Below are 22,141 nucleotides of genomic sequence, written 5' to 3' on the forward strand. Positions count from 1 at the left end.
GGCCGGACCGGGTGTCCGGGCGTGCGAACACGTAATCTTTGGGCATGCGTGTACTGGTCGTCGACAACTACGACAGCTTCGTCTTCAACCTGGTCCAGTATCTGGGCCAGCTCGGCGTCGAGGCAGTGGTCTGGCGTAACGACGACCCGGAGCTCGCGGACCCGAGGGCCGTGGCTGGCGAATTCGACGGAGTTTTGATCAGCCCCGGCCCCGGCACCCCGGATCGCGCGGGCGCCAGTATCGACCTGGTACGCGCCTGCGCCGACCGGCGGACCCCGCTGCTGGGCGTCTGCCTCGGACATCAGGCCATCGGCGCGGCCTTCGGCGCCACGGTGACCCGGGCCCCGGAACTGCTGCACGGGAAGACCAGTTCGGTATTCCATATCGGTACCGGCGTCCTGGCCGGGCTCCCCGATCCGTTCACCGCCACCCGCTATCACTCGCTCACCGTGGTGGAGAAGACACTCCCGCCCGAATTCGACGTCATCGGCCGGACCGAGACCGGGATCGTGATGGCCCTACGTCACCACGAACTGCCCATCCACGGTGTGCAGTTCCATCCGGAATCGGTCCTCACCCAGGGCGGGCACCGGATGCTGGCGAACTGGCTGGAAGTCTGCGGCGAGCGCCCCGAGGAGGGACTGGTGCAGATGCTGGAGGCGGAGGTCGCCTCCCTGGCCGTCTGATATACGAAACCGGGCGGCCGATGCACGGCCGCCCGGTTTCGTATATCCAGGTGAGCACGCCGGGCCGGGCCCGGCAGCGGATCAGGGCGGTCCCAGGGGGAGTACGCCGGTATTGACCGTCACCGTTGTCGACGAGGGCACGGTGGTTCCGGCAGAGGGCTGCTGGCTGAGCACCTTGCCGGCCTGGTCGGAGTTGAGCGTGATCTGCGTGATCTGGCGGACCTGGTTGGCGCTGCCCTGCCAGCCGCTTTCGCGCAGCTTGTCCACGACCTCCGCGGTGGTGAGCCCGACCAGGTTCGGCATGGCGATCCGATCGCTCTGCGCCACCTGTACCGTGACCGTGGAACCCTCGTCGGCCGTCGAACCGCCGGCCGGGCTGGTGGAGAGGACCTCGCCGCGCGGCCGGGCCGACTGGACCTGCTCGATCACGATCTTGAAGCCGGCACCCTCCAGGTTGGGCTGGGCCACGTCGATCAGCTGGCCGACCACCTCGGTGACGCGGACCTGCTTGGGGCCGGTGCCGATGGTCAGCGTGATCGGACTGCCCGCGTCCATTTCGATACCGGGTGAGGGATCCTGTCCGATCACCTTGTCCTTGTCCTGCGCGCTGGACGGCTCCCGCTTCACATCCGGGTTCGCCTGGAGCCCGACATTGTTGAGTTCCTGTTCGGCATCCTGCTGGGACAGGCCGGTGAGCCGGGGGACCGGCACCTGCTGCGGGCCGGTGGACACCTGTACGGTGATGGTGCTGCCCGCGTCGGCGCGCGAGCCGCCCAGCGGCTGGGTCGCGATCACATTGCCGGCACCGATCTTGCCGTCGGGTTTTTCCTGGACGGCCACATCGAAGCCGAGCGAGTCGAGCTTCTTCTGGGCCTCGCTCGCGGAGGTGTTGGACAGATCCGGGACGGCGACCTGATCGGGTCTGCTACCCGGGCCGAGTAACATCCAGAACAGCCCGAAGGCCGCTACCACCGCGGTGACCACGCCCACCGCGATATAAGCCGTCCGGCGGGAACGGCCCCCGGAATCGTGCGCGTAATCGTCGTAGTCGCCGTCCTCGTCGCCGCGATAGCCTCGGCCGGAGCCTTCCGCCGGGCCCAGCATGGTGGTGCGGTCCTCGTCGGTCATCACCATCGGCGCCCCGGGTTTCTGGCCGCCCAGTACCCGGATGAGGTCCGCGCGCATCTCCGCCGCGCTCTGATAGCGATTGGCCGGATTCTTGGCCATGGCCTCGAGCACGACCGAATCCAGTTCCCGCGGCACCCCCTCGTAGACGAGCGAGGGCAGCCGGGGATCCTCCCGGACATGCTGGTAGGCGACGGCGACCGGCGAGTCACCGGTGAACGGGGGCTGTCCGGTGAGGATTTCGAACAACACGCAACCGACCGAGTAGACATCGGACCGGGCGTCCACCGTCTCGCCGCGCGCCTGCTCCGGCGACAGATACTGAGCCGTGCCGATCACGGCCGCGGTAGCGGTCATCGGGTTGGCGGCGTCGGCGATCGCCCGGGCGATGCCGAAATCCATCACCTTCACCGCACCCGCACGGTTGATCATGATGTTGGCGGGCTTCATATCGCGGTGCACGATCCCGGCCTTGTGGCTGAAATCGAGTGCCGCGCACACATCGGCGACGACCTCCATCGCGCGCCGGGGCGGCAGCGGTCCCTCGTTGCGCACGATATCGCGCAGCGTGTCACCGTCCACGTACTCCATCACGATGAACGGCAGTGGACCGCCGTCGATCTCGGCTTCGCCGGTGTCGTAGACCGCCACGATGGCCGGATGGTTCAGCGCGGCGGCATTCTGCGCCTCACGTTTGAAGCGCAGATAGAACGTGGGGTCCCGGGCCAGGTCGGCGCGCAACACCTTGATCGCGACATCCCGGTTCAGCCGCAGATCGCGGGCTTTGTGGACCTCGGACATACCGCCGAACCCGATGATCTCACCCAGCTCGTAGCGCGAGGAGAGATTCTTCGGGGTGGTCATGGCTGTCCTTGCGGATTAAGGTCCGGCGCGATGTTGCTGACATTCCCCGGGAAGGGGATATCGATCGACGGCACCGGCGGGCGGCGACGCGTGGTGGTCTCCTCCTCGCCGGTGGTTTCTTCGCTCGCCGTCGTCTCGGTGGTGCTCGGAGCCGCTGAAGTGGTGGTGGTCGGCGGCTGAGTCGTCGTGGTGGTGGGCTGCGGGGGCGTGGTGGTCGTCGGGGCCGGCGGCGCGGTGGTGGTGGGTTCCACGGTCGGCGTCCAGACCGGGGGCTCGGTCACCTCGTAGGTGGCGGTGACCGGTGGCGGCAGCGGACGGGTGGTGGGTGCCGTGGAGGAGGTGCCCGGCGAAGTTCCCGCCGGGTTGGTGTCCCCGCCGAACAGCAGCCACACCACGGCACCGCCCAGCAGCAGCGCGCCGATACCCAGCGCGATCATCCACTTCTGGTTCTTGTTGAGGCTGCCGCCGCCGGGTTTGTCGTCGCGGTAGCCGTCGTCGCCGGGATCGTGCGCGCCGCGGTCGTACGTGGTCGCCGGCCCGGCCATGGCGGCGGGCGGTGTGTTGTACCGGACGGTCGCGGTCTCGTCGTAGCCCGGCTGCGGCGCAGCGATCACGCTGGTGGGCCCGGCCACCGGGAGATTACGGGGTGGGGGCGGGCGGCGGCCCGAACGCACCGCGGCGACCGCCTCGGCGAATTCACCGCCGTCGGCATAGCGCTGGGCCGGGTCCTTGGCGAGCGTGATCTCGACCAGTTCGCGTACATTCGGCGGCAGGTCGGTGGGCATCGGCGGCGGCACTTCGCGGACGTGCTTCATCGCGACGGTGAGGGCACCGTCGCCGGTGAACGGCCGCTGCCCGGCGAGCGCCTCGTATCCGACGACACCGAGGGAATACACATCGCTGGCCGCGGTGGCGTCCTCACCGACCGCCTGTTCGGGCGCGATGTACTGCGCGGTGCCCATCACCATGCCGGTTTTGGTGACCGGGGAGGCATCGACCGCCTTGGCGATACCGAAATCGGTGATCTTCACCTGGCCGGTCGGGGTGACGAGGATATTTCCCGGTTTCACATCGCGGTGCACCACGCCGGCCAGATGTGCGACCTGGAGTGCGCGGCCGGTCTGCTCCAGCAGGTCCAGGCCCTGGGCCACCGAGAGTCGGCCGAGCCGGTTCAACACGGTGTTGAGCGGCTCGCCCTGGACCAGTTCCATCACCAGGTAGGCGGTTTCGCCGCCCTGGGGATCGTAGGTCTCGCCGTAGTCGTAGATACCGGCGATACCGGAATGGTTCAGCTGCGCGGTGGTCTTGGCCTCGGTGCGGAACCGGTGCCGGAAGGTCGGGTCCGCGGAGAACTCGGACTTGAGGACCTTGACGGCGACCCGGCGATCCAGCCGGGTGTCCAGGGCTTCCCAGACCTGGCCCATCCCACCGGTGGCGATCAGCCGCTGCAGCCGGTAGCGGTCCGCGATCAACGCGCCGTTTGTCAGCATCGGGTTCCCCGCAGATTCACTCGCACATCCATCTCGTTCAGCGACCTCGCAGACCTGCGTCCAGCACCGCCCGGGCGACCGGCGCGGCGACCGACCCGCCTGTTGCCGCCAGCGCCCGGTCACCGCCGTTCTCCACGATGACCGCGATAGCGATCTTCGGGTTCTCGGCGGGTGCGAAAGCTATGTACCAGGCATGCGGCGGAGTGTTCCGTGGATCGGCGCCGTGCTCGGCCGTACCGGTCTTCGACGCGATCCGGTAGGACGTTCCGCCGCTGCCCGCGGTGTTCTCCTCCGAGGCGACCATCAGCTCGGTCAGCGTAGACGCTACATCGGCGCTCACGGCCTGGCCGACCGAGACCGGCTCGGTTGTGGAAAGCTCGCTCAGGTCCGGGTTCTGCAACTGGTCGACCAGGTAGGGCTCCATCCGGACACCGCCGTTGGCCACGGTAGCGGCGATCACGGCGTTGTCGAGCGGGGTGAGCGCGACATCACGCTGGCCGATACTGCTCTGCCCGAGCGCGGCATTGTCCGGGATATTGCCCACGGTGCTCTCGGCGACCGGCATCGGGATCCCGCGATGCGGTCCGATACCGAACGCGGCGGCCTCGTCTTCCAGGGCGGCCGCCCCGACATCGACGCCGAGTTCCACGAACGCGGTGTTGCACGACCGCCGGAACGCCTCGTAGAGGGTGGCGGTGGCACCGGATCCGCAGGTCGAGCCGTTGTAGTTCTCCAGGGTCGTGTTCGTGCCCGGCAGGGTGATATTGGGCGCCGCGGTGAACTGGGACTGCGGATTCGCCTTCCCGTTGGACAGCGCGGCCGCCGTGACGACCACCTTGAAGGTGGAACCGGGAGGGTAGGTCTGCGAGATCGCCCGGTTGAGCATCGGCTGCTTCTCGTCGGCGCTGAGATCCTCCCAGGCCTGGGTGCCCTGGGCGCCGTCGTGCCCGGATAGCAGGTTCGGGTCGTAGCTCGGAGTGGACACCATGGTGAGGATCTTGCCGGTGCTGGGTTCGATCGCCACCACCGAGCCGGTGTAACCCTTGCTGGTGAGCTCGTTGTAGGCGACCTGCTGCATCATCGGGTCGATGGTGGTGACGACATTGCCGCCGCGGGGGTCACGACCGGAGATCAGGTCGATCAGCCGGCTGCCGAAGAGCTGGGCGTCCGAACCGTTGAGCACCGGATCCTCGGCCCGTTCCAGCCCGGTGCTGCCGTACTGCATAGAGTAGAAACCGGTGACCGGGGCATAGGCCTGCGGATCGGTGGGGTAGACGCGCAGATACTTGTAGCGGTCGTCGGTGGCCACCGAACTGGCCAGCACGGCGCCACCGGCCGAGATCTGGCCGCGCTGGCGGGAGTACTCGTCGAGCAGCACCCGCGAGTTACGGGGGTCGGCGCGGTAATCGTCGGCTTTGATGACCTGGACGTAGGTCGCGTTGAGCAGCAGGGCGACGATCATCACCATGACCGCCATGGCGACGCGGCGTAATGGTGTGTTCAACGCTGCAGACCCCCTTGCCGTCGTGACACCATCACTGTCTGCGCTTCCGCCAGCGGCGCGGGGGCCGGTTCGCGGCGGCGGGCCGGCGCGGGTTCGCGAGCCGCGTCGGAAATCTTGATGAGCAGGGCGATCAGCACATAGTTCGCCAGCAGCGAGGAACCGCCGTAGGAGACGAACGGCGTGGTGAGACCGGTCAGCGGGATCAGCTTGGTCACGCCGCCCACCACCACGAAGACCTGGATGGCGATGGTGAACGAGAGCCCGGCCGCGAGTAGTTTGCCGAAACTGTCCCGGATCGCCAGCGCGGTGCGCATACCGCGCAGCACCAGCACCAGGAACAGGATCAGGATCGAGGTCAGGCCGATGAGACCGAGTTCCTCACCGATGGTCGTCACGATGAAGTCTGTTTTGGCGAACGGCACCTGCGACGGCCGCCCGGCACCCAGGCCGGTACCCGCCAGACCACCGGTGGCCAGGCCGAACAGCGACTGCACGATCTGGTAGCCGGTGTTGTTGTAGTCGTCGAACGGATGCAGCCAGGTCGCCACGCGCACCCGGACGTGCCCGAACATCTGGTAGGCGAACACGAACCCGAGAGCGAGCAGACCGCCACCGATGAGCAGCCAGCCCACCCGTTCGGTGGCGATGTAGAGCATCACCAGCACCGTGCTGAAGATCAGCAGCGAGGTGCCGAGGTCCTTCTCGAGTACCAGGACACCGATGCACACGATCCACACGGCCAGGATCGGGCCCATATCGCGGGCCCGCGGGAATTCCATGCCGAGGAAGTGCCGCCCGGCCGCGGTGAACAGCTCACGCTTCGAGACCAGCACCGAGGCGAAGAAGATGATCAACAGGATCTTCGCGAATTCGCCGGGCTGCAGGCTGAGACCCGGCAGCCGGATCCAGATCTTGGCGCCGTTGACCTCGGACAGCGAACTGGGCAGGATCGCCGGGATCGCCAGTGCCACCAATCCGACGAGTCCGAGGGTGTAGGCGTATTTGGCCAGCGTGCGGTAGTCGCGCAGCACCAGCAGGATCGTGACGAACAAGATGATGCCCAGCGCGGTCCACAGGATCTGCTGGTTCGCGTCGGGGGAGGGGATCTCCCACGAGTTGTAGGCGGCGGTCTGCTGATCGGCCAGATCGAGCCGGTGGATCAGCACCAGGCCGATACCGTTGAGCAGCGCGACGATCGGGAGCAACAGCGGATCGGTGTAGGGCGCGAAACGGCGCACCGCGAGGTGCGCGACGGCGAAGAGGCCGAGATAGGCGAGACCGAGCTTGGCGATATCCCAGGTCAGCGATTCTTCCTGGCTCGCTTCCACCAGTGCCAGTGCGGCGGTGGTGATCAGCGCCGCGAATCCGAGCAGCATGAGCTCGGTATTGCGCCGGGTCGTCGGCGACGGCGCCGGAGCGAAACCGCCCGGGGGACTCGGAAAAGCCCCGGCGGACGGTGGTGCCGGTGCGGACATCAGTCCGTCACCCGGCAGTTCTCCCCGGCGATCTGGGGCTGGGCGGTGGTCGTCGGAGCCGGGACGGTGGTGGTCGGCGGCGCGGGCGGCGCGGGATTCTCGCCATTTACGCCGGGCGCGGGCGGCTGGCCGGCCGGGGCCGGGGGAGCCGCTTCGGTGGGCGTCGGCGCGGGCGGCGCCGGAGCGGGGGCAGGGGCGGGAGTGGTGGTGACCACGCCCGGCTGCGCGGCGGAGGCGTTCTTCTTGCACACCGGCAGCAGTTCACGATCGGCCAGCACGGCCATCTGTGCACGGGCCTTGTCCAGGGTGCCGGGCGGCAGCCCGCGCTCGACCTGGTCGCGGCCGGTCTGTTCCAGATCGCCGACCTTCAGCACTCGGCAGCCCTGGGGCAGGGGAGCGCCGCTCTCGACGAGGCCGAGCTCGCCCTTGACGGTGACGCAACCGACCAGGTTCACCTCGTTGATCGAGTAGCCCAGGATCGACCCGGGCAGCCCCTGCATGACCACGACACCGTCGTTGTCCGCCCCGACGTAGTAGTTCGTCCGGATCATCTTGTAGCCGACGACCAGCCCGACCACCACCGCGAGCACGAGGGCGACCGCCAGCAGCAGCCAGCGCAGTTTGTGGGATTTCTTCGGCTGCGGTTCGGGCTCGCCGGCGGCCCGGCGCGGCGCGGCGGCCGGTGGGCGCATCGCGGCGGCCCGCCCGGCCGCGGTGTTCGGCGGCGGGTTGTCGTCGGCTTCGCCGGACGCGGCCCCGGCCACGATCGGATGACTCTGGCCGTAGTCGAGGTCGATGACATCGGCGACGACGACGGTCACATTGTCCGGTCCGCCGCTGCGCAGCGCGAGCTCGATGAGCCGGTCGGCGCATTCGTCGGTACTGCCCTCGCGCATGGTGTTGGCGATGGTCTCGTCGCTCACCACATCGGACAGGCCGTCCGAGCAGAGCAGATAGCGGTCCCCGGCCCGGGCCTCGCGCATCACCAGGGTCGGCTCGATCTCGTTACCGGTGAGCGCGCGCATGATCAGCGAGCGCTGCGGATGGGTATGAGCCTGTTCCGCGGTGATCCTGCCCTCGTCCACCAGCGACTGGACGAAGGTGTCGTCGCGGGTGATCTGGGCCAGTTCGCTGTCGCGCAGCATATAGGCGCGCGAATCGCCGATATGGACCATGCCGAGTTTCTTGCCGGCGAACAGGATGGCGGTGAGCGTGGTGCCCATGCCGTCGAGTTCGGGTTCTTCCTCGACCTGTTCGGCGATGGCGGCATTACCGGCGTGGGTGGCCCGGTTCAATTTGCCGAGTAGATCCTCGCCGGGTTCGTCGTCGTCCAGATGCGCCAGGGCGGCGATCATCAGTTGCGACGCCACCTCACCGGCCGCGTGGCCACCCATGCCGTCGGCAAGGGCCAGCAGCCGGGCGCCGGCGTAGACGGAATCTTCGTTGTTGGCGCGGACCAGGCCGCGGTCGCTGCGCGCTGCGTAGCGGAGAACAAGTGTCACGATCGGAGCTCGATCACTGTCTTGCCGACCCGGACAGGAGTGCCGAGCGGAACGCGGACTGCGGTGGTGACTTTGGCACGATCCAGGTAGGTACCGTTGGTCGAGCCGAGGTCTTCGACGTACCAGTCGTCACCGCGTAGGGACAGCCGGGCATGTCGGGTAGAGGCGTAATCATCGGTGAGCACCAGCGTGGAATCGTCCGCACGGCCGATCAGCACCGGTTGGGTACCGAGCGTTATGCGGGTACCGGCGAGAGAACCTTGAGTCACCACAAGATATTTGGCGCCCTTCTGGCCTCGGCGCATGGACGGCAGCACCGCGGAACCACGCGGTCCCCGGGTCTGCAGTCGTTTGCCGGAGGCCGCGTAGATATCACTGCGGAGGGTACGCAGGATTGCCCAGACGAACAGCCACAGCAGCAGGAGGAACCCGGCTCGGGTCAACTGCAAGATCAATCCCTGCACGGCGCTCCACCTCCTGTTCGACCGTGTGTCGGCGCTGTAGGCGTGGTGCGACCCACCCCACGGCGATGCTCGTCCCGGCGGACCGCTGTGCGGTGCCGCGCGTGTGTTGGCACATCATAGGGCCGTCGGACGATACCGATCACGATTAGGCCGCCCCATTATGCGAGAGCTGCCTCATGATCCGCACGGCGAGCCTACGGCATCAGACAATACGGATGAGGATCTCGGAGTGCCCGGCACGGATGACATCGCCGTCGGCGAGTTGCCAGTCCTGGACGGGAGACCCGTTCACCAGGGTGCCGTTGGTGGAACCGAGGTCGGACAGCATTGCGGTCTGGCCGTCCCAGCGGACCTCGATATGGCGTCGGGACACACCGGTGTCGGGGAGACGGAAGTGCGCGTCCTGCCCGCGGCCGATGATGTTGCTGCCTTCCCGGAGCTGGTAGGTGCGGCCGCTGCCGTCGTCGAGCGCGAGGGTCGCCGAGAAGCCGGGCCCCGCCGCCGGTGCTGCGTATCCGCCCGGTGCCCCGTAACCGCCCTGCTGGGCCTGCGGGGGATAGCCCTGGCCCTGCTGCTGGCCGTAGGCCTGCTGGTCGTAACCCTGGTCGTAGCCGGGCTGCTGGGCGTAGCCCTGCTGGTCGTAACCCTGGTCGTACCCGGGTTGGGCGTAGCCCTGCTGGTCGTATCCACCCTGCTGGGCGTAGCCCTGCTGATCGTAGCCCTGCTCGTAACCCTGCTGGCCCTGGTAACCCTGGTCGTAGCCGGGCTGGCCCTGATAACCGCCCTGGTCGTAGCCGGGCTGCTGGCCGTAGCCCTGCTGGTCGTAACCCTGGTCGTAGCCGGGTTGGGCGTAGCCCTGCTGACCGTAGCCCTGGTCGTAACCGCCCTGCTGGGCGCCGTAGGCCTGCTGGTCGTAGGCGGCGCCACCCTGCTGGTAGTCGTAGCCGTTCTGGTAATCCGGGCCGCCGTTGTAGGGCGCGCCGGGACCGTAGTCCTCGGGGTACGCGCCGTTCTGCGGCCCGCGTCCCGCGGGTCCGGGAGCGTACCCGCGATTACGTGGATCGGCGTCCGCGTGCTCACGGCTCGGGTCGTAGCCAGAGTTCTGCGTCATGGGGCCAGCTCCTGGTTGCGGGTTAGCGGGTCGTTGTAGCGGTTCGGGGCGGTGAGCCGGGGCGGCTCCACGGCCGGCGTCGGGGTCGACGCGACCGCTCGTCCTGAACATTCCGGTGTGCAGCGTAGGGGATGCCTCGAACGCCACGTGTACTTCGCCATAGGTCTGCCAGCCTTGCTCACGGATGTAATCCTGCAGATGTTTGGCGAAAGCACGGGTTGTGAGGTCGTGATCGGCGTCGAACTGCCGGTGGTCCGACGAGTTGATGGTGATCACGTAACTGTTGGGTGCGAGCAGATGCCCGCCGCCGACATCTCGGACGTTGTCGGCGGCCTCACGCTGCAGCGCTGCCTCGACCTCCTGGGGAACAACGTTCCCGCCGAAGACTCTGGCGAAGACGTCACCGACGGCGCCCTGTAGGCGACGCTCGAAACGCGAGACGATCCCCATTCGGGCCCTCCCTTCGGTGAGTCTCTCCTCATTCTTTACGACGACACGCGAATACGGCGTGTCGTTCTACGAGCACGTTCTCTGCATGATATCCACGTTCCGCTGTACCTGTAACTACCGGAACCGTGCCGGAGTTCCCTTCTCGGCGCTCTTCCTGCTCCGAGTCCTGGTCAGCGGCGGGTTCGAAAAGGCCGTGACCACGCGATTTCGTCTCCCCGACATCCCCGTGCTAGTGTCTGACCGTCGCTCGGGCGAGTGGCGGAATGGCAGACGCGCTGGCTTCAGGTGCCAGTGTCCTTCGGGACGTGGGGGTTCAAGTCCCCCTTCGCCCACCGAGAAGAAGCCGTGGATCCTTCGGGTCCACGGCTTCTTCTTTTTCTGCCACCGGGGCGCGTATTGCTCCGGCATCATGGTCGCGAAATCGGTGTGTGTTGTTGGTCATGGTTGTTCTGTCGCGGCTCGTACGATCACCTAGAACGTGTTTCAGAAATCTGACGGAAAATCCGCGGAACCCGTTGACTCCCGATGCGAACCTGTTCTAATTCATGCCATGCGGAGATATGAAGGCCGTCGAGTACTGGTGACAGGTGCGGGATCGGGGATCGGCCAGGGTGTGGCCCTGCGACTGCTGGAGGAAGGAGCCCGACTCGTCGCCGCCGATATCAACGAGCCCGGTCTGGCGGCCACGGTGGAGAAGGCCGGGGATGTGGCCGACCGGCTGAGCACCGTGGTGGTGAATATCGCGGATATCGAGTCGGTGCGCGCGGCCGCCGAGACGGCGCTGGAAACCCTGGGCGGATTGGACGTGCTCGTCAACTGTGCGGGCATTCTGAAGCCGGCCCGTACGCACGAGATGCCACTCGACGAGTGGAACCGGGTCATCACCGTCAATCTCACGGGCACATTCCTGGTGACCCAGGCGCTGCTGCCGCCCCTGCTCGAATCCGGCCGGGGTGTGGTGATCAATATGTCATCGACATCGGCCTTCCAAGCGGCCCCCTATCTCGCCGCCTATGCCGCCTCCAAGGGCGGCGTGGCGTCCTTCACCCACGCGATCGGCCTGGAGTACGCGAAACAGGGACTGCGGGCGGTCAATATCGTCCCGGCGGGAATCACGAGCGGGATCACCACCGAATCCATCACCGAACAGCCGGAGGACGCGGACTGGACCCTGTTCGCCCGGCTGACCGGTTGGCTCAACGGTGGTGCGCTGGGTACCCCGGAGGATATCGCCGGCGTCGTGGCGATGGTCGGGTCCGATGAAGGCCGCTACATCACCGGTACCGAGATCAGGGTCGATGGCGGCGCGCTCATGTGATCTCTCACAAGGTTCCTGGGCCGCAACGGTGCTCGCGCGAGTCGCGATCGCCGCTGCGGCCTTTCTCTTTTACCGGGCCCCGGCGTGGCTCCCCCGGCCGGTCGTTCCGGCGCGCCGCAGCGGACGAATACGGTCGCCGGAGCGGGCGCAAACGTCGCGCCGTACTCCCGGTATGCCTGAATGAGACCGAGATCACATAAGAACTTTTCGATTGCGGCGGCGCTGCTGAGGGTTACCTCAGTAGGTGGCTTCGGTGACCCAGTTCACGTCTCGGGACCGCCTTGGTTAACTACCGCGAGGTGTTTACCGGGCCCCCATACGGGGGGTATGGCAGGTTTGTCCGCGCTAAACAAACTCTGGGTATTTTTCGTTCGTATCGCCTGTTCGGCAACCGTGTTAACGGCGCGCGAACGCGCAGTTCGGCACCGGAAAGGTCGAGTTGACGGCGGTTCGGGCGCACTGCGCGGCGAACCCGTTTCGGATTGGGCGTAACCATGGTTACGGATATGTCCGTGACCAGTAAAAACTAAATGTACTTGCAAATGAAAGCACCGCTGTAAGTCCGGCAGCGCCTGCTGGAAGTTAGCTGCACAAGGGTGAAGTCGGGGGTTTCTGGATGTTTGCCGAACTGCGATGCGTACCTGTGACCTCAGCCGCAATGGGTTGCGTAGGGATAACGATTGTGTAGAGTCAACGGTAACGCTGGCCGCAGCTAGAGCGGCGACTCGCTGCGGCCAGCGGAATTCAATTGGGGAAATCTACGCAGGTCATCCGGTTCGCGTTGCTGCGACCTCACAATACGTGGCCGATCGCTGTGTGCTCGACGTTGTCTGCCCGTTACCGCGAAAGTTGCGCTACCGCTACTTCTGCCGTCGTCGGCTCGGCAACCCGTGTGGCTCGGCTGCCGGCGAGAACGATGTAGGCGAGAAAGGCCGTCTCGGCGGCGAATCCGATGGCGATCCGGGCCGGCGTGGGTAAGCCGCTCGGCGTCACGAATCCCTCCAGAAGTCCCGCTACCAGCAAGGTCGGTACCAAACCGAGCGCGATGGCGGCAGTGACGCGGCCCTGCCGGGCGACCGCTTCGGCCCGGCTCAGGCGGCCCGGATCGATCAGCGTCCAGCCGAGTTTCAGGCCTGCTCCGCCCGCGATGAAAATGGCTGTCAGCTCCAGCATCCCGTGCGGCAGCAGGAATCCGAAGAACGAGTCCAGCCGGCCGGCCTCGGCCATCAACCCTGCCGTAATGCCGATATTCAGGGCATTCATGAACAGTAGATAGAGTACGGGCACGATGAGTGCGCCCAGAAAGAGGGCCAGTGCGGATACCCACGCATTGTTGGTCCAGACCAATGCGGCGAACGCATCGTTGGAATGCTCGGTGTAATAGGTCTCGAAGGCGCCACCCGGAGCGGTCAGCGCACCCGTATCGCCCTGCAGGCCCAGCCTCTTCCGGGATGACGGATCGTGCGCGATCCAGGCCGCGAACCCCGCCGACACACTCAGGAAGACCACGGCGACCGTGAGCCACCAGCCCAGCGCCCGATATACCGCGCCGGGGAATCCGTGGGTGAAGAACCGGACGATCTCGGTCCAGGTGTTCGGCGCGCTGCCGACGATCCGGCCGCGGGCCCGGGCGATCACCGCGCTGAGCCCGGCCACCAGTTCCGGTTCGGGACTGTGCGTCTGCAACCGGGCCAGCTGCTGCGAGGTGCGGCGGTACAGCAGCACCAGTTCGTCGGTTTCCGGCCCGGTGAGGGAGCGTTTGCGCGACAGCGTGTCCAGCCGGGCCCACAGGTGCCGGTTCCTCGCGCTGTATGCGTCCACATCCATGGGCTCGCCTCCCGCTCCCGCCTGTACCGCCGACGTGCCCAGGGCGGCACCCGCCGCGGACCGCGCACAACGGCAGGGCGGCCCGCACTCGGCGAACCGATGGCGACGGCTGTACCCCCGTGTCATCGACGCGGGGCCGGAAACCGGCCGCCATGAAAGAATGCTATGCGATATGGCCGAATTCACGACGGGCGAAGCGGTGGCGATCGAGCTACCGGTCGCCCGCGTCCCGACCCGCGCGGCGGCCTTCGTGCTCGACCTGATCGTGCAGGCCGTGCTCGGAGCCGTGTTGTTCACCGGTGTCCTGCTGCTCGTCCGCGGTGACGACGCCGACCCGTGGTTCAGCACCTTGACGCTGGTTTCGTTGGTCACGGTGCTCGTCGGGTATCCGGTCGCGTTCGAGACACTGTTGCGTGGTGCCACCCCGGGGAAATTGGCGCTGGGGCTGCGGGTGGTGCGCGCCGACGGTGGCCCGATCGATTTCCGGCACGCCCTCACCCGGGCCCTCACCGGCGCGATCGTGGATTTCTGGATGCTCGGGCTCTTCGGTGTCATCGCCGTGGCGAGCTCGATGTGCTCGCCGCACGCACGCCGGGTGGGTGATGTGCTGGCGGGCACCGTGGTGGTGCATATGCGGCAGCGACTGTCGGTGCCCGCGCTGGCCGTGCCACCGGTCTGGCTGAGCGGTTGGTCGGCCGAATTGGATCTCGCGGCGCTGCCCGAGGATCTGGCCCTGGCCGTGCGGCAGTACCTGACCCGGCTCGACTCGCTGACACCGGCGGCGCAGTACGAACTCGGGCAGGCGCTCGTCCACGCGGTGTGCGCCCGGCTGCGGGTCGTGCCGCCGGCCGGGTACCCGCCGGTGCAGATTCTGGGCAGCGTGATCGCCGAACGTCAGCGTCGCGCGCTTCCGGTGCCCGCACCCCCGGCGTACGTCTTGCCGCCGGTGGCGTTCGCGCCCATTTCCTGACAGCGTGTCTGATAACTCGTGTGGATTACCGGACACCGCCCTTCCCGGGCGTCCTCGGTTCACACCCTGACCGGGGAATCAACTGTGGTTTCCGCGTCTTCCGGGCCGGTTGCACCGGCACCCGCAGGGTGCCGGTCAGCGCCTTTCCGTCGGCGGACATTGGTAACCCGGCCCCTTGCTCGGAGGTCCGGGGATCCTGAGACGTCTCCATTGCCGGCCCAGGCGGAGAGGTTGACCGCGGCATTCAGATCCCGATCCGCGCGGTACCCACACCCACAGGTGAACACCCGATCCGCCAACGTGAGACCCGCGTTCACCGCACCACAGGCCGAACACCGTTTACTCGACGGGAACCAACGATCCGCAGTGACCACGGCACCACTGCGCCACTGCTGTTTCTAGTGCAGAAGCCGCGCGAAATTCGTCCATCCGGCATCACTGACCGCCCGTGACAGACGCCGGTTGCGCAGCATCCCGGCCACATGCAGGTCTTCGATTACGAGCCCGTCGTGGGTCTTGACCAGCCGGTTGGTGACCTGATGTAAAAAATGGCGACGAACATCGGCGATCCGGTGATGGTGGCGCGCCAACCGGGTGGCGGCCTCTGTCCGGTTACGTGATCCCTTCTGTTTCCTCGACAGTGCTTTCGCCAACCGCCGCTGCCGGGCTTGTCCGCGGCCAGCGGCTTGGGCGCCCCGATTGATCCGGACGGTTTCAGCACCGTCGGCGGTGGCGGCGACCAGGAACGCCGACAAACCGCGGTCGATCCCGACCCAGCCACCACCATCACCACTGCCCCGGGGCCGGTGGTGGTGGGCAGGATGCAGAGCGGCCGCCTCGACCGCCAGGCTGATCCACCACCGAGACAAACCCCGCCGCCGATCGTGGGCCGGGACAGCAGCAACATCGACAAGGCCCACGGACTGCAGTTCCCAGGCACGCTCTGAGGCCCGGCGGGTCCGGTGGGCTACCGAGTCACAGAGCCCCGGATCGTTTGAGCTCCAGGTACTCGTCGGCCAGGGCCGCGGGCAGATCGGCCCCGGCCGCGGCGACCACGGCGATCCCCATCCGGCGCAGCGATTCCTGCAATAGCGCGTGCTCGGCGATCCGCGATTCGGCCGCGGCTGCCCGGTACAGCGCGGCCGGGCTGCCGCGGTCGGCCGCCGCGGCGGCGATATCGGGATCGGTGACCGACACGATCAGTACCCGATGCCGTTCGGCCAGGACGGGGAGCACCGGAAGCAGGTTCTCGGTGACCGCCGCGCCGTCCAGGCCGGTGAACCACACGACCAGGCTGCGCCGCCGGGCCCGCTGGACAGCGGCTCGGACCAACCCGTCGGCGTCGGTGTCGACCAGCGCGGGGGTGACACCGGCCAGGGCGTGCATGAGTTTGGGTTGGATGCCGCGGCCGCCGGCCGGTACCTCGGCGCGCACCACCCGGTCGTAGGCCAGCAGGCCGACCATATCGCCGCCGGCCGCGGCCAGGCCGCCCAGCAGCAGGGCCGCCTCGATCGCCGTCTCCAGGCGGGTGCCCGCCCCTACCCGCCCCGCGCTGATCCGGCCGGTATCCAAGAGCATGAGCACCTGCCGGTTGCGTTCCGGACGCCAGGTGCGGACCAGCACATCGTCGGCTCGCGCGGTGGCCCGCCAGTCGATGGTGCGGACATCGTCGCCCGGTACGTATTCACGGAAGGAGTCGAACTCGGTGCCCTGGCCGCGTATATCGGCCGGATTGCGGCCTTCCAGATGGTGCAGCCGTTTCACCTTGGCGGCGAGGAGCCGTTCGCTGCGGAACGGCGGCAGGGCCCGGACCCGGGCAGGGACATCGCGGTGGAATTGATGCCCGGCCAGACCCAACGGCCCCCACAGGCGCAGGGTCACCGGTCCGGCGGCGCGATCGCCGCGGTGGGTGGGAGTGAGCGTCGTGCGCAGGCGGATCCGGCCGGACGCGGGGACGGTGATCCGGTGTTCGCGTTCGGTGGCGTGGGCACTGTCGGGCCAGTCGTCCCACAGCAGGCCCCGCACGGTCCGGGCTCCGGTATTGGTCAACGTCAGCTCGACCTCGGTGTGCGCGCCCAGGCGCAGCACCGTCAACTCGGGCCGTTCCAGCATCACCTCCGCGCTCCGCGCGGCCAGCAGGCGGTCGGTCACGGCGAGCGCGAAAATCAGCGCACCGGCGACCAGGACGGCGGTCCAGGACGGAGCGAGCAGCATGACCGCCGGTGCCGCGGCGGCCGCGACGACGACCAGCCGGCCGGTGACGACCACGGCCTACACCGGGACCGGGATCGACAGCAGCAGCGCGGCCATCACCTGTTCACCGGTCACCCCGTCGAGTTCGGCTTCGGGACGTAGTTGCAGCCGGTGCCGCAGGGCCGCCACGGCAACGGTTTTCACATCGTCGGGCGTGACAAAACCGCGTCCGTTCAGCCAGGCCAGCGCCCGGGCCGCGGACATGAGCGCGGTGGCGCCGCGAGTGGACGCGCCGTGCTGCACCGCCGCCGCGGCCCGGGTGGCGCGGCACAGATCGACAATATAGGCGAGAACCTCCGGCCGGACCGTGACTTCGGCGATCGCGGCGCGGGCGGCGGCGATATGCGCCGGCCCGGCCACCGGCCGCAACCCGGCCGCGGTGAGGTCGCGGGGGTCGAATCCGTCGGCGTGGCGCTGCAATACGCGGAACTCGGCGTCCCGGTCGGGGAGATGGATATCGACCTTGAACAGGAACCGGTCCAATTGGGCCTCGGGCAGCGGATAGGTCCCCTCCTGCTCGATGGGATTCTGGGTGGCGACCACGACGAAGGGGTCGGGCAGCGGCCGGGGCGAGCCATCGACCGAGACCTGACGCTCCTCCATGGATTCCAGCAGTGCCGACTGGGTTTTCGGTGGGGTGCGGTTGATCTCGTCGGCCAGGAGCAGGTTGGTGAACACCGGACCGTCACGGAAGGTGAACTCGGCCGAATGCGGATCGTAGATCTGTGATCCGGTGACATCGGCCGGCATCAGGTCCGGGGTGAACTGGACCCGGGTGTGCCGTAGGTCGAGGGCGGTGGCCAGGGCCCGGACCAGCAGGGTCTTCGCCACCCCGGGGACCCCTTCCAGCAGTACGTGGCCGCGGCACAGCAGCGCCAGCACCAGGTACATGACGGCGTTGTCGTTACCCACCACCGCCTTGCCGATCTCGGTGCGTAGTGCCGCGAAGGCGGCGGCCGCCTCGGCGGGAGTGGGGGCCGCGGCTGCGCCCGCGCCGGCCTTACCGGTGTCAATGCTGGTCATCCGACCTCCGCTTCGATCCATTCGAGTTGCGCGGCAACGAATTGCAAGGTCGGCGCGTCCGGCACCGGCCCGTAGAGGGCCGACCCGACAATGGCCGGGTCGGCGCCGATCCGTGCGGCGACCGCCGCCGTCAATTCCTCCGGGGATGGCCCGGCGCCGAGCGCGCGGCGCACCCTGCGCACGGTCGCGGCGCGCAACACACCCGCGATATGCGCGTGATCACCGGAGCGGCGGTAGAGCCCCGCCTGTCCGGCCAGCAGTTCATCCGCCGCGACCTCCACCGGCCGCGGTTCACCGACCACCGTGCCCCGGCGCCGCGCCCGCCACCACACCAGCAGGGCGGCGGCGATCAGGAATTGCAGCCCGCCGAAGGCCAGCCAGTCGGGGGTGCGCTCGAAGAAGGAGTCGTCGCCGGTCGGTCGGGGTAGGTCCGGGTCGTAGCCGTCGCTCGGCGGGTTCGCCGGGGGTGGTGGCGCGTCCGGGAGCCGCGGCGCGCTGGGTCCGGAGCAGCCTTGCAGGACCGCGTACAGCACCAGCAGGAGCACGACCAGCGCTGCGGCCCAGGCCCAGAACCGGGGGGCGCGCAATATCGTGGGCCACCGCACGGAGCCCGGCCGCCACCGCGACCCGCGGCGGGCCGGTTCGATATCGAACGGTTCGGCCGCGGGGGGCGGCGCCGCCGCGGAGAACCGGTCGACCCGGGTCAGGCGGCGATACTCCTCTTCATCCGCCCGGCGGCCGCCGTAGACGACCTCGTCGAACGACTTCGCGGCGGAGGCGAATCCACCGGAGTCCCCGGCGGGCAGCTTCACCGCCGCTTCGTGCGAGGTTTCATGGGCGGTGCGCGATCGGCGCACCTCGAGCAGTCCGCGCTGTTCCAGCCCGCGCAGCACCGCCCGGAAACGTTCACGTAGGGCGGTATCGAAGTCACCGCGGGCGGCCGCGTGTTCGGCTGCGGCCGAATGGACCGCGGCGGCGTCCAGCCGGGGCTGCTCCGGAACGGCCCGGGACGGATCGGTCACCGGCCACCCCTGTCGGGGATCCGGATATCGGCGCCCTCCCGCCGGCACCGGAGATCCAGGTAACCGACCACTCGGCCGCTGGACTCCACGATCTCGGTGAAGGCCGCCACCAGCAGCCCGGCGACGGTGACCAGTACCAGGAACGCCCACCGGTGGGTGCCCGAGATATCACCGACGAACAGTACGAGGCCCAGCAGTGGTGCCATGAGCAGTGTGAAGAGCAGGCGCTGGCAGATCCAGAGACCGGTCCGCCGGGTCCGCAGATTCGCGACCAGCGCGCCCGACCGCGACAGCGCCGCCCGGGCGCCGGCGCCCTCGGCGAACAGCACCGGCACGGCCGCGAGATGACGCGCGCGCAGCCAGGCCAGCCAGAGCAGACAGCAGGGGTAGGTGACCACGAACCACAGCAGGCCACCGAGGAAGGTGAACGGGAAGAGCGCGGCGCTGATACCGAGCACCGCGACCCCGATCGCGGTGAACGAGAGCTGGGTGAGCAGCAGCGGGCCCAGCCTCGCCGCGGTGCGACGCAGACTTTCGCGCAACCCGATCGGGTGCCCGCCGACCCGGGCCAGGCCGGTGCCGACCGTGACACCGCGCAGGACGAGCCGGATGGCCCAGGCGCAACCGAGCGTCGCGAACAGCGCGGCGAGGGCGGTCCCCGTATCGGAGCCGTCGGTCAGATGCGAGATCAGCCCGATCGACCCGGCCACCACGAGTTCCCCGGACACCAGCAGTACGGCAGCACCTCCCGCCAGCGTCCGGATATCGGCCTGCAGGAGCGCGAACGGCGCGTCGAGAAGTTCCCGGAAACTCAGCGGACGGATCGGCACCGTCGCTACCTGGGCTCGGCCTTCCGGGTGTATTCCCGCCCCGACGGAACCGGCCGTATCAGCGGCAGGCTGCACGTGGCCGAGTCTAATGGGCACCGGTGCGGTCCGCGCCCGCCCGGAGCGAAGGCCGCGTTACGCCTGCCGGTGCGGTGGGTCGCGGACGTGGGGCGAGCAACCGGGCCGAGTCGGGTGGGGGTCAGCTGCCCGGGGGCAGTTCGCGCGGCGGGGCGAATTCCCTTTCACCGCCGGCTGGAAGCGCGGTGGCGGTCGCCGGCTCGAGATGGGTCGTGGCGGAGACGATGGCCTCCGAGCCCAGGGTGATATCGGCGTCCTCGCGGCGGCCGGCCCAACGGTTACCGACGGTGCGCGAATCGTCGATATCGCTGTCCACGCTCACCTTTCGTGCCCGGCGCAGCGTGAAGGTGATCTCCTCGGCCTCGGTGAGCACCTGGCGGGCGGTGCGCAGCGGCCGGCTCGCGGTATCCACGGCGTTGTCGATGGCCGAACTGACGAAACCTGGGACCAGCGGTCGGATCAAGCGGGCGGCGGTATCGGTGAACGGGACGGTACCGATGAGCGGGAGTTCCAGGCCCGCCGGATCCCGGACCGCGATCTCTTTGCTCAGCGGGGCCGGCAGCTCCGGTCCATCACTTCCCGGCGGCAACGCGCCGGGCCGGGCCGCTGCCGGGACGGCGGCGGCCGGGTCGCGTTCGGTGACGCCGATCTCGAGTCCACCGAGCGCGGCGATAACCCGGGTGCGCTGGCGTTCCCGGTCGATGGTGGTATCGGCCGCGGCCGCCAGTTCGGCCGCGGTGAGCTGTTGCTCGAGCCGGACCGCGGCGGTATCGGCCCGGACCCGGGCCTCTTTCTCGGCAATGGCCGCGTCGGCGGCGCGTTCGGCGCGGTCGCGTACGGTCTCGGCGGCCCGCCGCCGCTCCTGCGCGGTCTCACCGCGCCACCAGCGCAGGATCAGCGGCAGCAGAGCCAGCAGCGCGAAAAGCAGCCAGGTCAGTGCGCGCAGGCCCAGCGCGCCCAGCTCACCGGTGGTGTACTCGTGTGCCGCCGACCACCGCGCACCGAACCCGCGGTCACCGTCGGCGGCCGTTACCTGTGCGTCGTGCAGCACCAGGCGGGCATCGGATACGCGCTGGTCCAGCGGGGCCACGCGGTTCTGCGCGGTGCTCAGCGCGGTGCGGGCGTCGTCGAGCATCGCATTGGCGGTCTGCGCCTCAGGTCCCCGCCCGGGTACCCCGGTGATCTTGGTCTGTGGGCACTGCGGGGAGGGATTGAACTCGCACCGGGCGATGATCAGGGCATTGTCGATATCCGCGGTGGCCGCCGCGATGGTCCCGTCCAGCGCGGTGCGGTCGGCGACGGCGCGGTCCAGTTCATCCCGGGCGGTACGGACGGCGGGGGCCGACGCGCCCGCGGTCGCGGCGCGTTCCTCGAGTATCCGGTCCACGGTGCCATCGAACAGTACGGTGAGCGCCATCTCGGCCACCACCACACCGGCCAGCAGCGCGGTCCCGACCCGCGCGGCGACCGCCGGAACATTGACGGTTCCCGCGGGCAGATCTGGGTGGGCGGTGGGCTGGGCCCCGGCCAGCGCCCGGCCGAGCAGGCCCCCGAGGACTCCGGCCACCAGGGCAATGGCGGCGACCGCGGCGGGTGGTTGTCCGGCGGCGCCCACGGCCGAGGCGGTGACCGCGCCGGCGGCGAGGGCGAACAGCGCCACCCCCACTCCGGTGACGGTATAGCCCGTGCGCTCGTATCCGTCGGCGGTTTCGGCGGGCTGCCCGCCGCCGAGCCGGATGAACATGCCGGTGACGCTCATGGGGCCCATATCCTCTGCAGCTGTCATCGATTCGTTGTCTCAGCGTGACAGGACACACGCCTGTCCATCGACCCTTGGCGATCGGGTGTGGGGATCTTCACAAGGGTGTCGCGCAGCATACGGTGACCGCTCCGCGAGCCGCGTCCGGGTCGTACCCCGGGGCCCGCCGAAACCCGCGCTCGCGCAACGGAAGCGATGCGCGAGCGGCTCGGAGAAGTGTGTCGTAAACCACTTGTACGTGGGTTTGCTGATCATGTGCTGTGGGTGTCGATGGACAAAACAGGCCGAACGGTCGGATCGTGTTCTGTGCTCGTCACGACGCTGTCACGAACATCTCACCGGTATGCGCAACAGTTAGCCGCAGGCCGATGGGTTTGCCATCCGCTGCTGTCG

General features: G+C 68.5%; 17 protein-coding genes, 1 tRNA gene and 1 pseudogene. 4 read left to right on the forward strand and 15 right to left on the reverse strand.

Annotated features, from left to right (window positions below; translation table 11 throughout):
- Positions 1-44 precede the first annotated feature (44 nt).
- Positions 45-686 (forward strand): aminodeoxychorismate/anthranilate synthase component II, encoded by a 642-nt coding sequence (locus ACQPYS_RS00130; protein ID WP_433491384.1) that lies wholly within the window; start codon positions 45-47, stop codon positions 684-686.
- Between the two features lie 81 nt (positions 687-767).
- Here ACQPYS_RS00130 and pknB read toward each other — a convergent pair whose 3' ends face one another.
- The 7 genes from pknB to ACQPYS_RS00165 form a co-directional block, all read right to left on the reverse strand.
- Positions 768-2,675 carry a Stk1 family PASTA domain-containing Ser/Thr kinase gene (pknB, locus tag ACQPYS_RS00135; RefSeq protein WP_433491385.1) on the reverse strand — a complete coding sequence of 636 codons (1,908 nt, stop codon included), beginning with the start codon at positions 2,673-2,675 and terminating at the stop codon, positions 768-770.
- Positions 2,672-4,165, reverse strand: a complete 1,494-nt coding sequence (locus ACQPYS_RS00140) for a protein kinase domain-containing protein (RefSeq protein ID WP_433491386.1) — start codon at positions 4,163-4,165, stop codon at positions 2,672-2,674. Before ACQPYS_RS00140 ends, pknB begins: the two co-directional genes overlap by 4 nt.
- Positions 4,166-4,202: 37 nt before the next feature.
- Complete coding sequence (locus ACQPYS_RS00145; RefSeq protein ID WP_063040441.1) at positions 4,203-5,669, reverse strand: peptidoglycan D,D-transpeptidase FtsI family protein; 1,467 nt, start codon at positions 5,667-5,669, stop codon at positions 4,203-4,205.
- Positions 5,666-7,144, reverse strand: coding sequence for an FtsW/RodA/SpoVE family cell cycle protein (locus ACQPYS_RS00150; RefSeq protein ID WP_063040442.1), 1,479 nt, complete (start codon positions 7,142-7,144; stop codon positions 5,666-5,668). Before ACQPYS_RS00150 ends, ACQPYS_RS00145 begins: the two co-directional genes overlap by 4 nt.
- Complete coding sequence (locus ACQPYS_RS00155) at positions 7,144-8,646, reverse strand: PP2C family protein-serine/threonine phosphatase (RefSeq protein WP_063040443.1); 1,503 nt, start codon at positions 8,644-8,646, stop codon at positions 7,144-7,146. Before ACQPYS_RS00155 ends, ACQPYS_RS00150 begins: the two co-directional genes overlap by 1 nt.
- A complete protein-coding gene (locus ACQPYS_RS00160; RefSeq protein ID WP_030524421.1) occupies positions 8,643-9,110 on the reverse strand; it encodes an FHA domain-containing protein FhaB/FipA in 468 nt (155 codons plus the stop codon). Before ACQPYS_RS00160 ends, ACQPYS_RS00155 begins: the two co-directional genes overlap by 4 nt.
- 202 nt (positions 9,111-9,312) lie before the next feature.
- The gene (locus tag ACQPYS_RS00165; protein ID WP_433491387.1) at positions 9,313-10,671 is read right to left on the reverse strand and encodes an FhaA domain-containing protein; all 1,359 of its coding nucleotides are present in this window, start codon (positions 10,669-10,671) and stop codon (positions 9,313-9,315) included.
- Between the two features lie 249 nt (positions 10,672-10,920).
- Between ACQPYS_RS00165 and ACQPYS_RS00170 the strand changes: the two genes are divergently transcribed.
- Positions 10,921-11,003 (forward strand) — tRNA-Leu (locus ACQPYS_RS00170).
- A 218-nt stretch (positions 11,004-11,221) separates the two neighbouring features.
- A complete protein-coding gene (locus ACQPYS_RS00175) occupies positions 11,222-11,989 on the forward strand; it encodes an SDR family NAD(P)-dependent oxidoreductase (protein ID WP_063040449.1) in 768 nt (255 codons plus the stop codon).
- An 837-nt stretch (positions 11,990-12,826) separates the two neighbouring features.
- Here the strand turns inward: ACQPYS_RS00175 and ACQPYS_RS00180 are convergent.
- Positions 12,827-13,816, reverse strand: a complete 990-nt coding sequence (locus tag ACQPYS_RS00180) for a stage II sporulation protein M (RefSeq protein ID WP_433491388.1) — start codon at positions 13,814-13,816, stop codon at positions 12,827-12,829.
- Positions 13,817-13,988: 172 nt separating this feature from the next.
- Here ACQPYS_RS00180 and ACQPYS_RS00185 point away from each other — a divergent pair, with 172 nt between their 5' ends.
- Positions 13,989-14,786: an RDD family protein gene (locus tag ACQPYS_RS00185; RefSeq protein WP_433491389.1), complete on the forward strand. Its 798-nt coding sequence runs from the start codon at positions 13,989-13,991 to the stop codon at positions 14,784-14,786.
- A 59-nt stretch (positions 14,787-14,845) separates the two neighbouring features.
- Here ACQPYS_RS00185 and ACQPYS_RS00190 read toward each other — a convergent pair.
- From ACQPYS_RS00190 to ACQPYS_RS00220, 7 genes and pseudogenes are all read right to left on the reverse strand, one after another.
- A pseudogene (locus tag ACQPYS_RS00190) lies at positions 14,846-15,172 on the reverse strand (zinc ribbon domain-containing protein); the annotation flags it as partial.
- Positions 15,173-15,184: 12 nt separating this feature from the next.
- The gene (locus ACQPYS_RS00195) at positions 15,185-15,706 is read right to left on the reverse strand and encodes an RNA-guided endonuclease InsQ/TnpB family protein (protein WP_433491390.1); all 522 of its coding nucleotides are present in this window, start codon (positions 15,704-15,706) and stop codon (positions 15,185-15,187) included.
- A gap of 55 nt (positions 15,707-15,761) precedes the next feature.
- Positions 15,762-17,054, reverse strand: a complete 1,293-nt coding sequence (locus ACQPYS_RS00200) for a DUF58 domain-containing protein (RefSeq protein ID WP_433491391.1) — start codon at positions 17,052-17,054, stop codon at positions 15,762-15,764.
- A gap of 3 nt (positions 17,055-17,057) precedes the next feature.
- On the reverse strand, positions 17,058-18,062 hold the full coding sequence (locus ACQPYS_RS00205) for an AAA family ATPase (RefSeq protein WP_433491392.1): 1,005 nt from the start codon (positions 18,060-18,062) through the stop codon (positions 17,058-17,060).
- Positions 18,059-19,084 (reverse strand): DUF4129 domain-containing protein, encoded by a 1,026-nt coding sequence (locus ACQPYS_RS00210; protein WP_063040455.1) that lies wholly within the window; start codon positions 19,082-19,084, stop codon positions 18,059-18,061. Before ACQPYS_RS00210 ends, ACQPYS_RS00205 begins: the two co-directional genes overlap by 4 nt.
- Complete coding sequence (locus ACQPYS_RS00215; RefSeq protein WP_431939555.1) at positions 19,081-19,914, reverse strand: hypothetical protein; 834 nt, start codon at positions 19,912-19,914, stop codon at positions 19,081-19,083. The genes ACQPYS_RS00210 and ACQPYS_RS00215 overlap by 4 nt, the downstream gene beginning before the upstream one ends.
- 196 nt (positions 19,915-20,110) lie before the next feature.
- Complete coding sequence (locus ACQPYS_RS00220) at positions 20,111-21,775, reverse strand: DUF4407 domain-containing protein (protein ID WP_433491393.1); 1,665 nt, start codon at positions 21,773-21,775, stop codon at positions 20,111-20,113.
- Between the last annotated feature and the right edge of the window lie 366 nt (positions 21,776-22,141).

The organism is Nocardia grenadensis, from assembly GCF_050942415.1.
In the GTDB taxonomy this organism is placed as follows: domain Bacteria; phylum Actinomycetota; class Actinomycetes; order Mycobacteriales; family Mycobacteriaceae; genus Nocardia; species Nocardia grenadensis.

Excerpts from the sequence above, each read along its gene's own strand:
- ACQPYS_RS00220 (WP_433491393.1), bottom strand. The coding sequence starts at position 21,775 with ATGACAGCTGCAGAGGATATGGGCCCCATGAGCGTCACCGGCATGTTC.
- ACQPYS_RS00205 (WP_433491392.1), bottom strand. The coding sequence starts at position 18,062 with ATGACCAGCATTGACACCGGTAAGGCCGGCGCGGGCGCAGCCGCGGCC.
- ACQPYS_RS00175 (WP_063040449.1), top strand. The coding sequence starts at position 11,222 with ATGCGGAGATATGAAGGCCGTCGAGTACTGGTGACAGGTGCGGGATCG.
- ACQPYS_RS00165 (WP_433491387.1), bottom strand. The coding sequence starts at position 10,671 with ATGGGGATCGTCTCGCGTTTCGAGCGTCGCCTACAGGGCGCCGTCGGT.
- ACQPYS_RS00185 (WP_433491389.1), top strand. The coding sequence starts at position 13,989 with ATGGCCGAATTCACGACGGGCGAAGCGGTGGCGATCGAGCTACCGGTC.
- ACQPYS_RS00150 (WP_063040442.1), bottom strand. The coding sequence starts at position 7,144 with ATGTCCGCACCGGCACCACCGTCCGCCGGGGCTTTTCCGAGTCCCCCG.
- ACQPYS_RS00140 (WP_433491386.1), bottom strand. The coding sequence starts at position 4,165 with ATGCTGACAAACGGCGCGTTGATCGCGGACCGCTACCGGCTGCAGCGG.
- ACQPYS_RS00180 (WP_433491388.1), bottom strand. The coding sequence starts at position 13,816 with ATGGATGTGGACGCATACAGCGCGAGGAACCGGCACCTGTGGGCCCGG.
- pknB (WP_433491385.1), bottom strand. The coding sequence starts at position 2,675 with ATGACCACCCCGAAGAATCTCTCCTCGCGCTACGAGCTGGGTGAGATC.
- ACQPYS_RS00130 (WP_433491384.1), top strand. The coding sequence starts at position 45 with ATGCGTGTACTGGTCGTCGACAACTACGACAGCTTCGTCTTCAACCTG.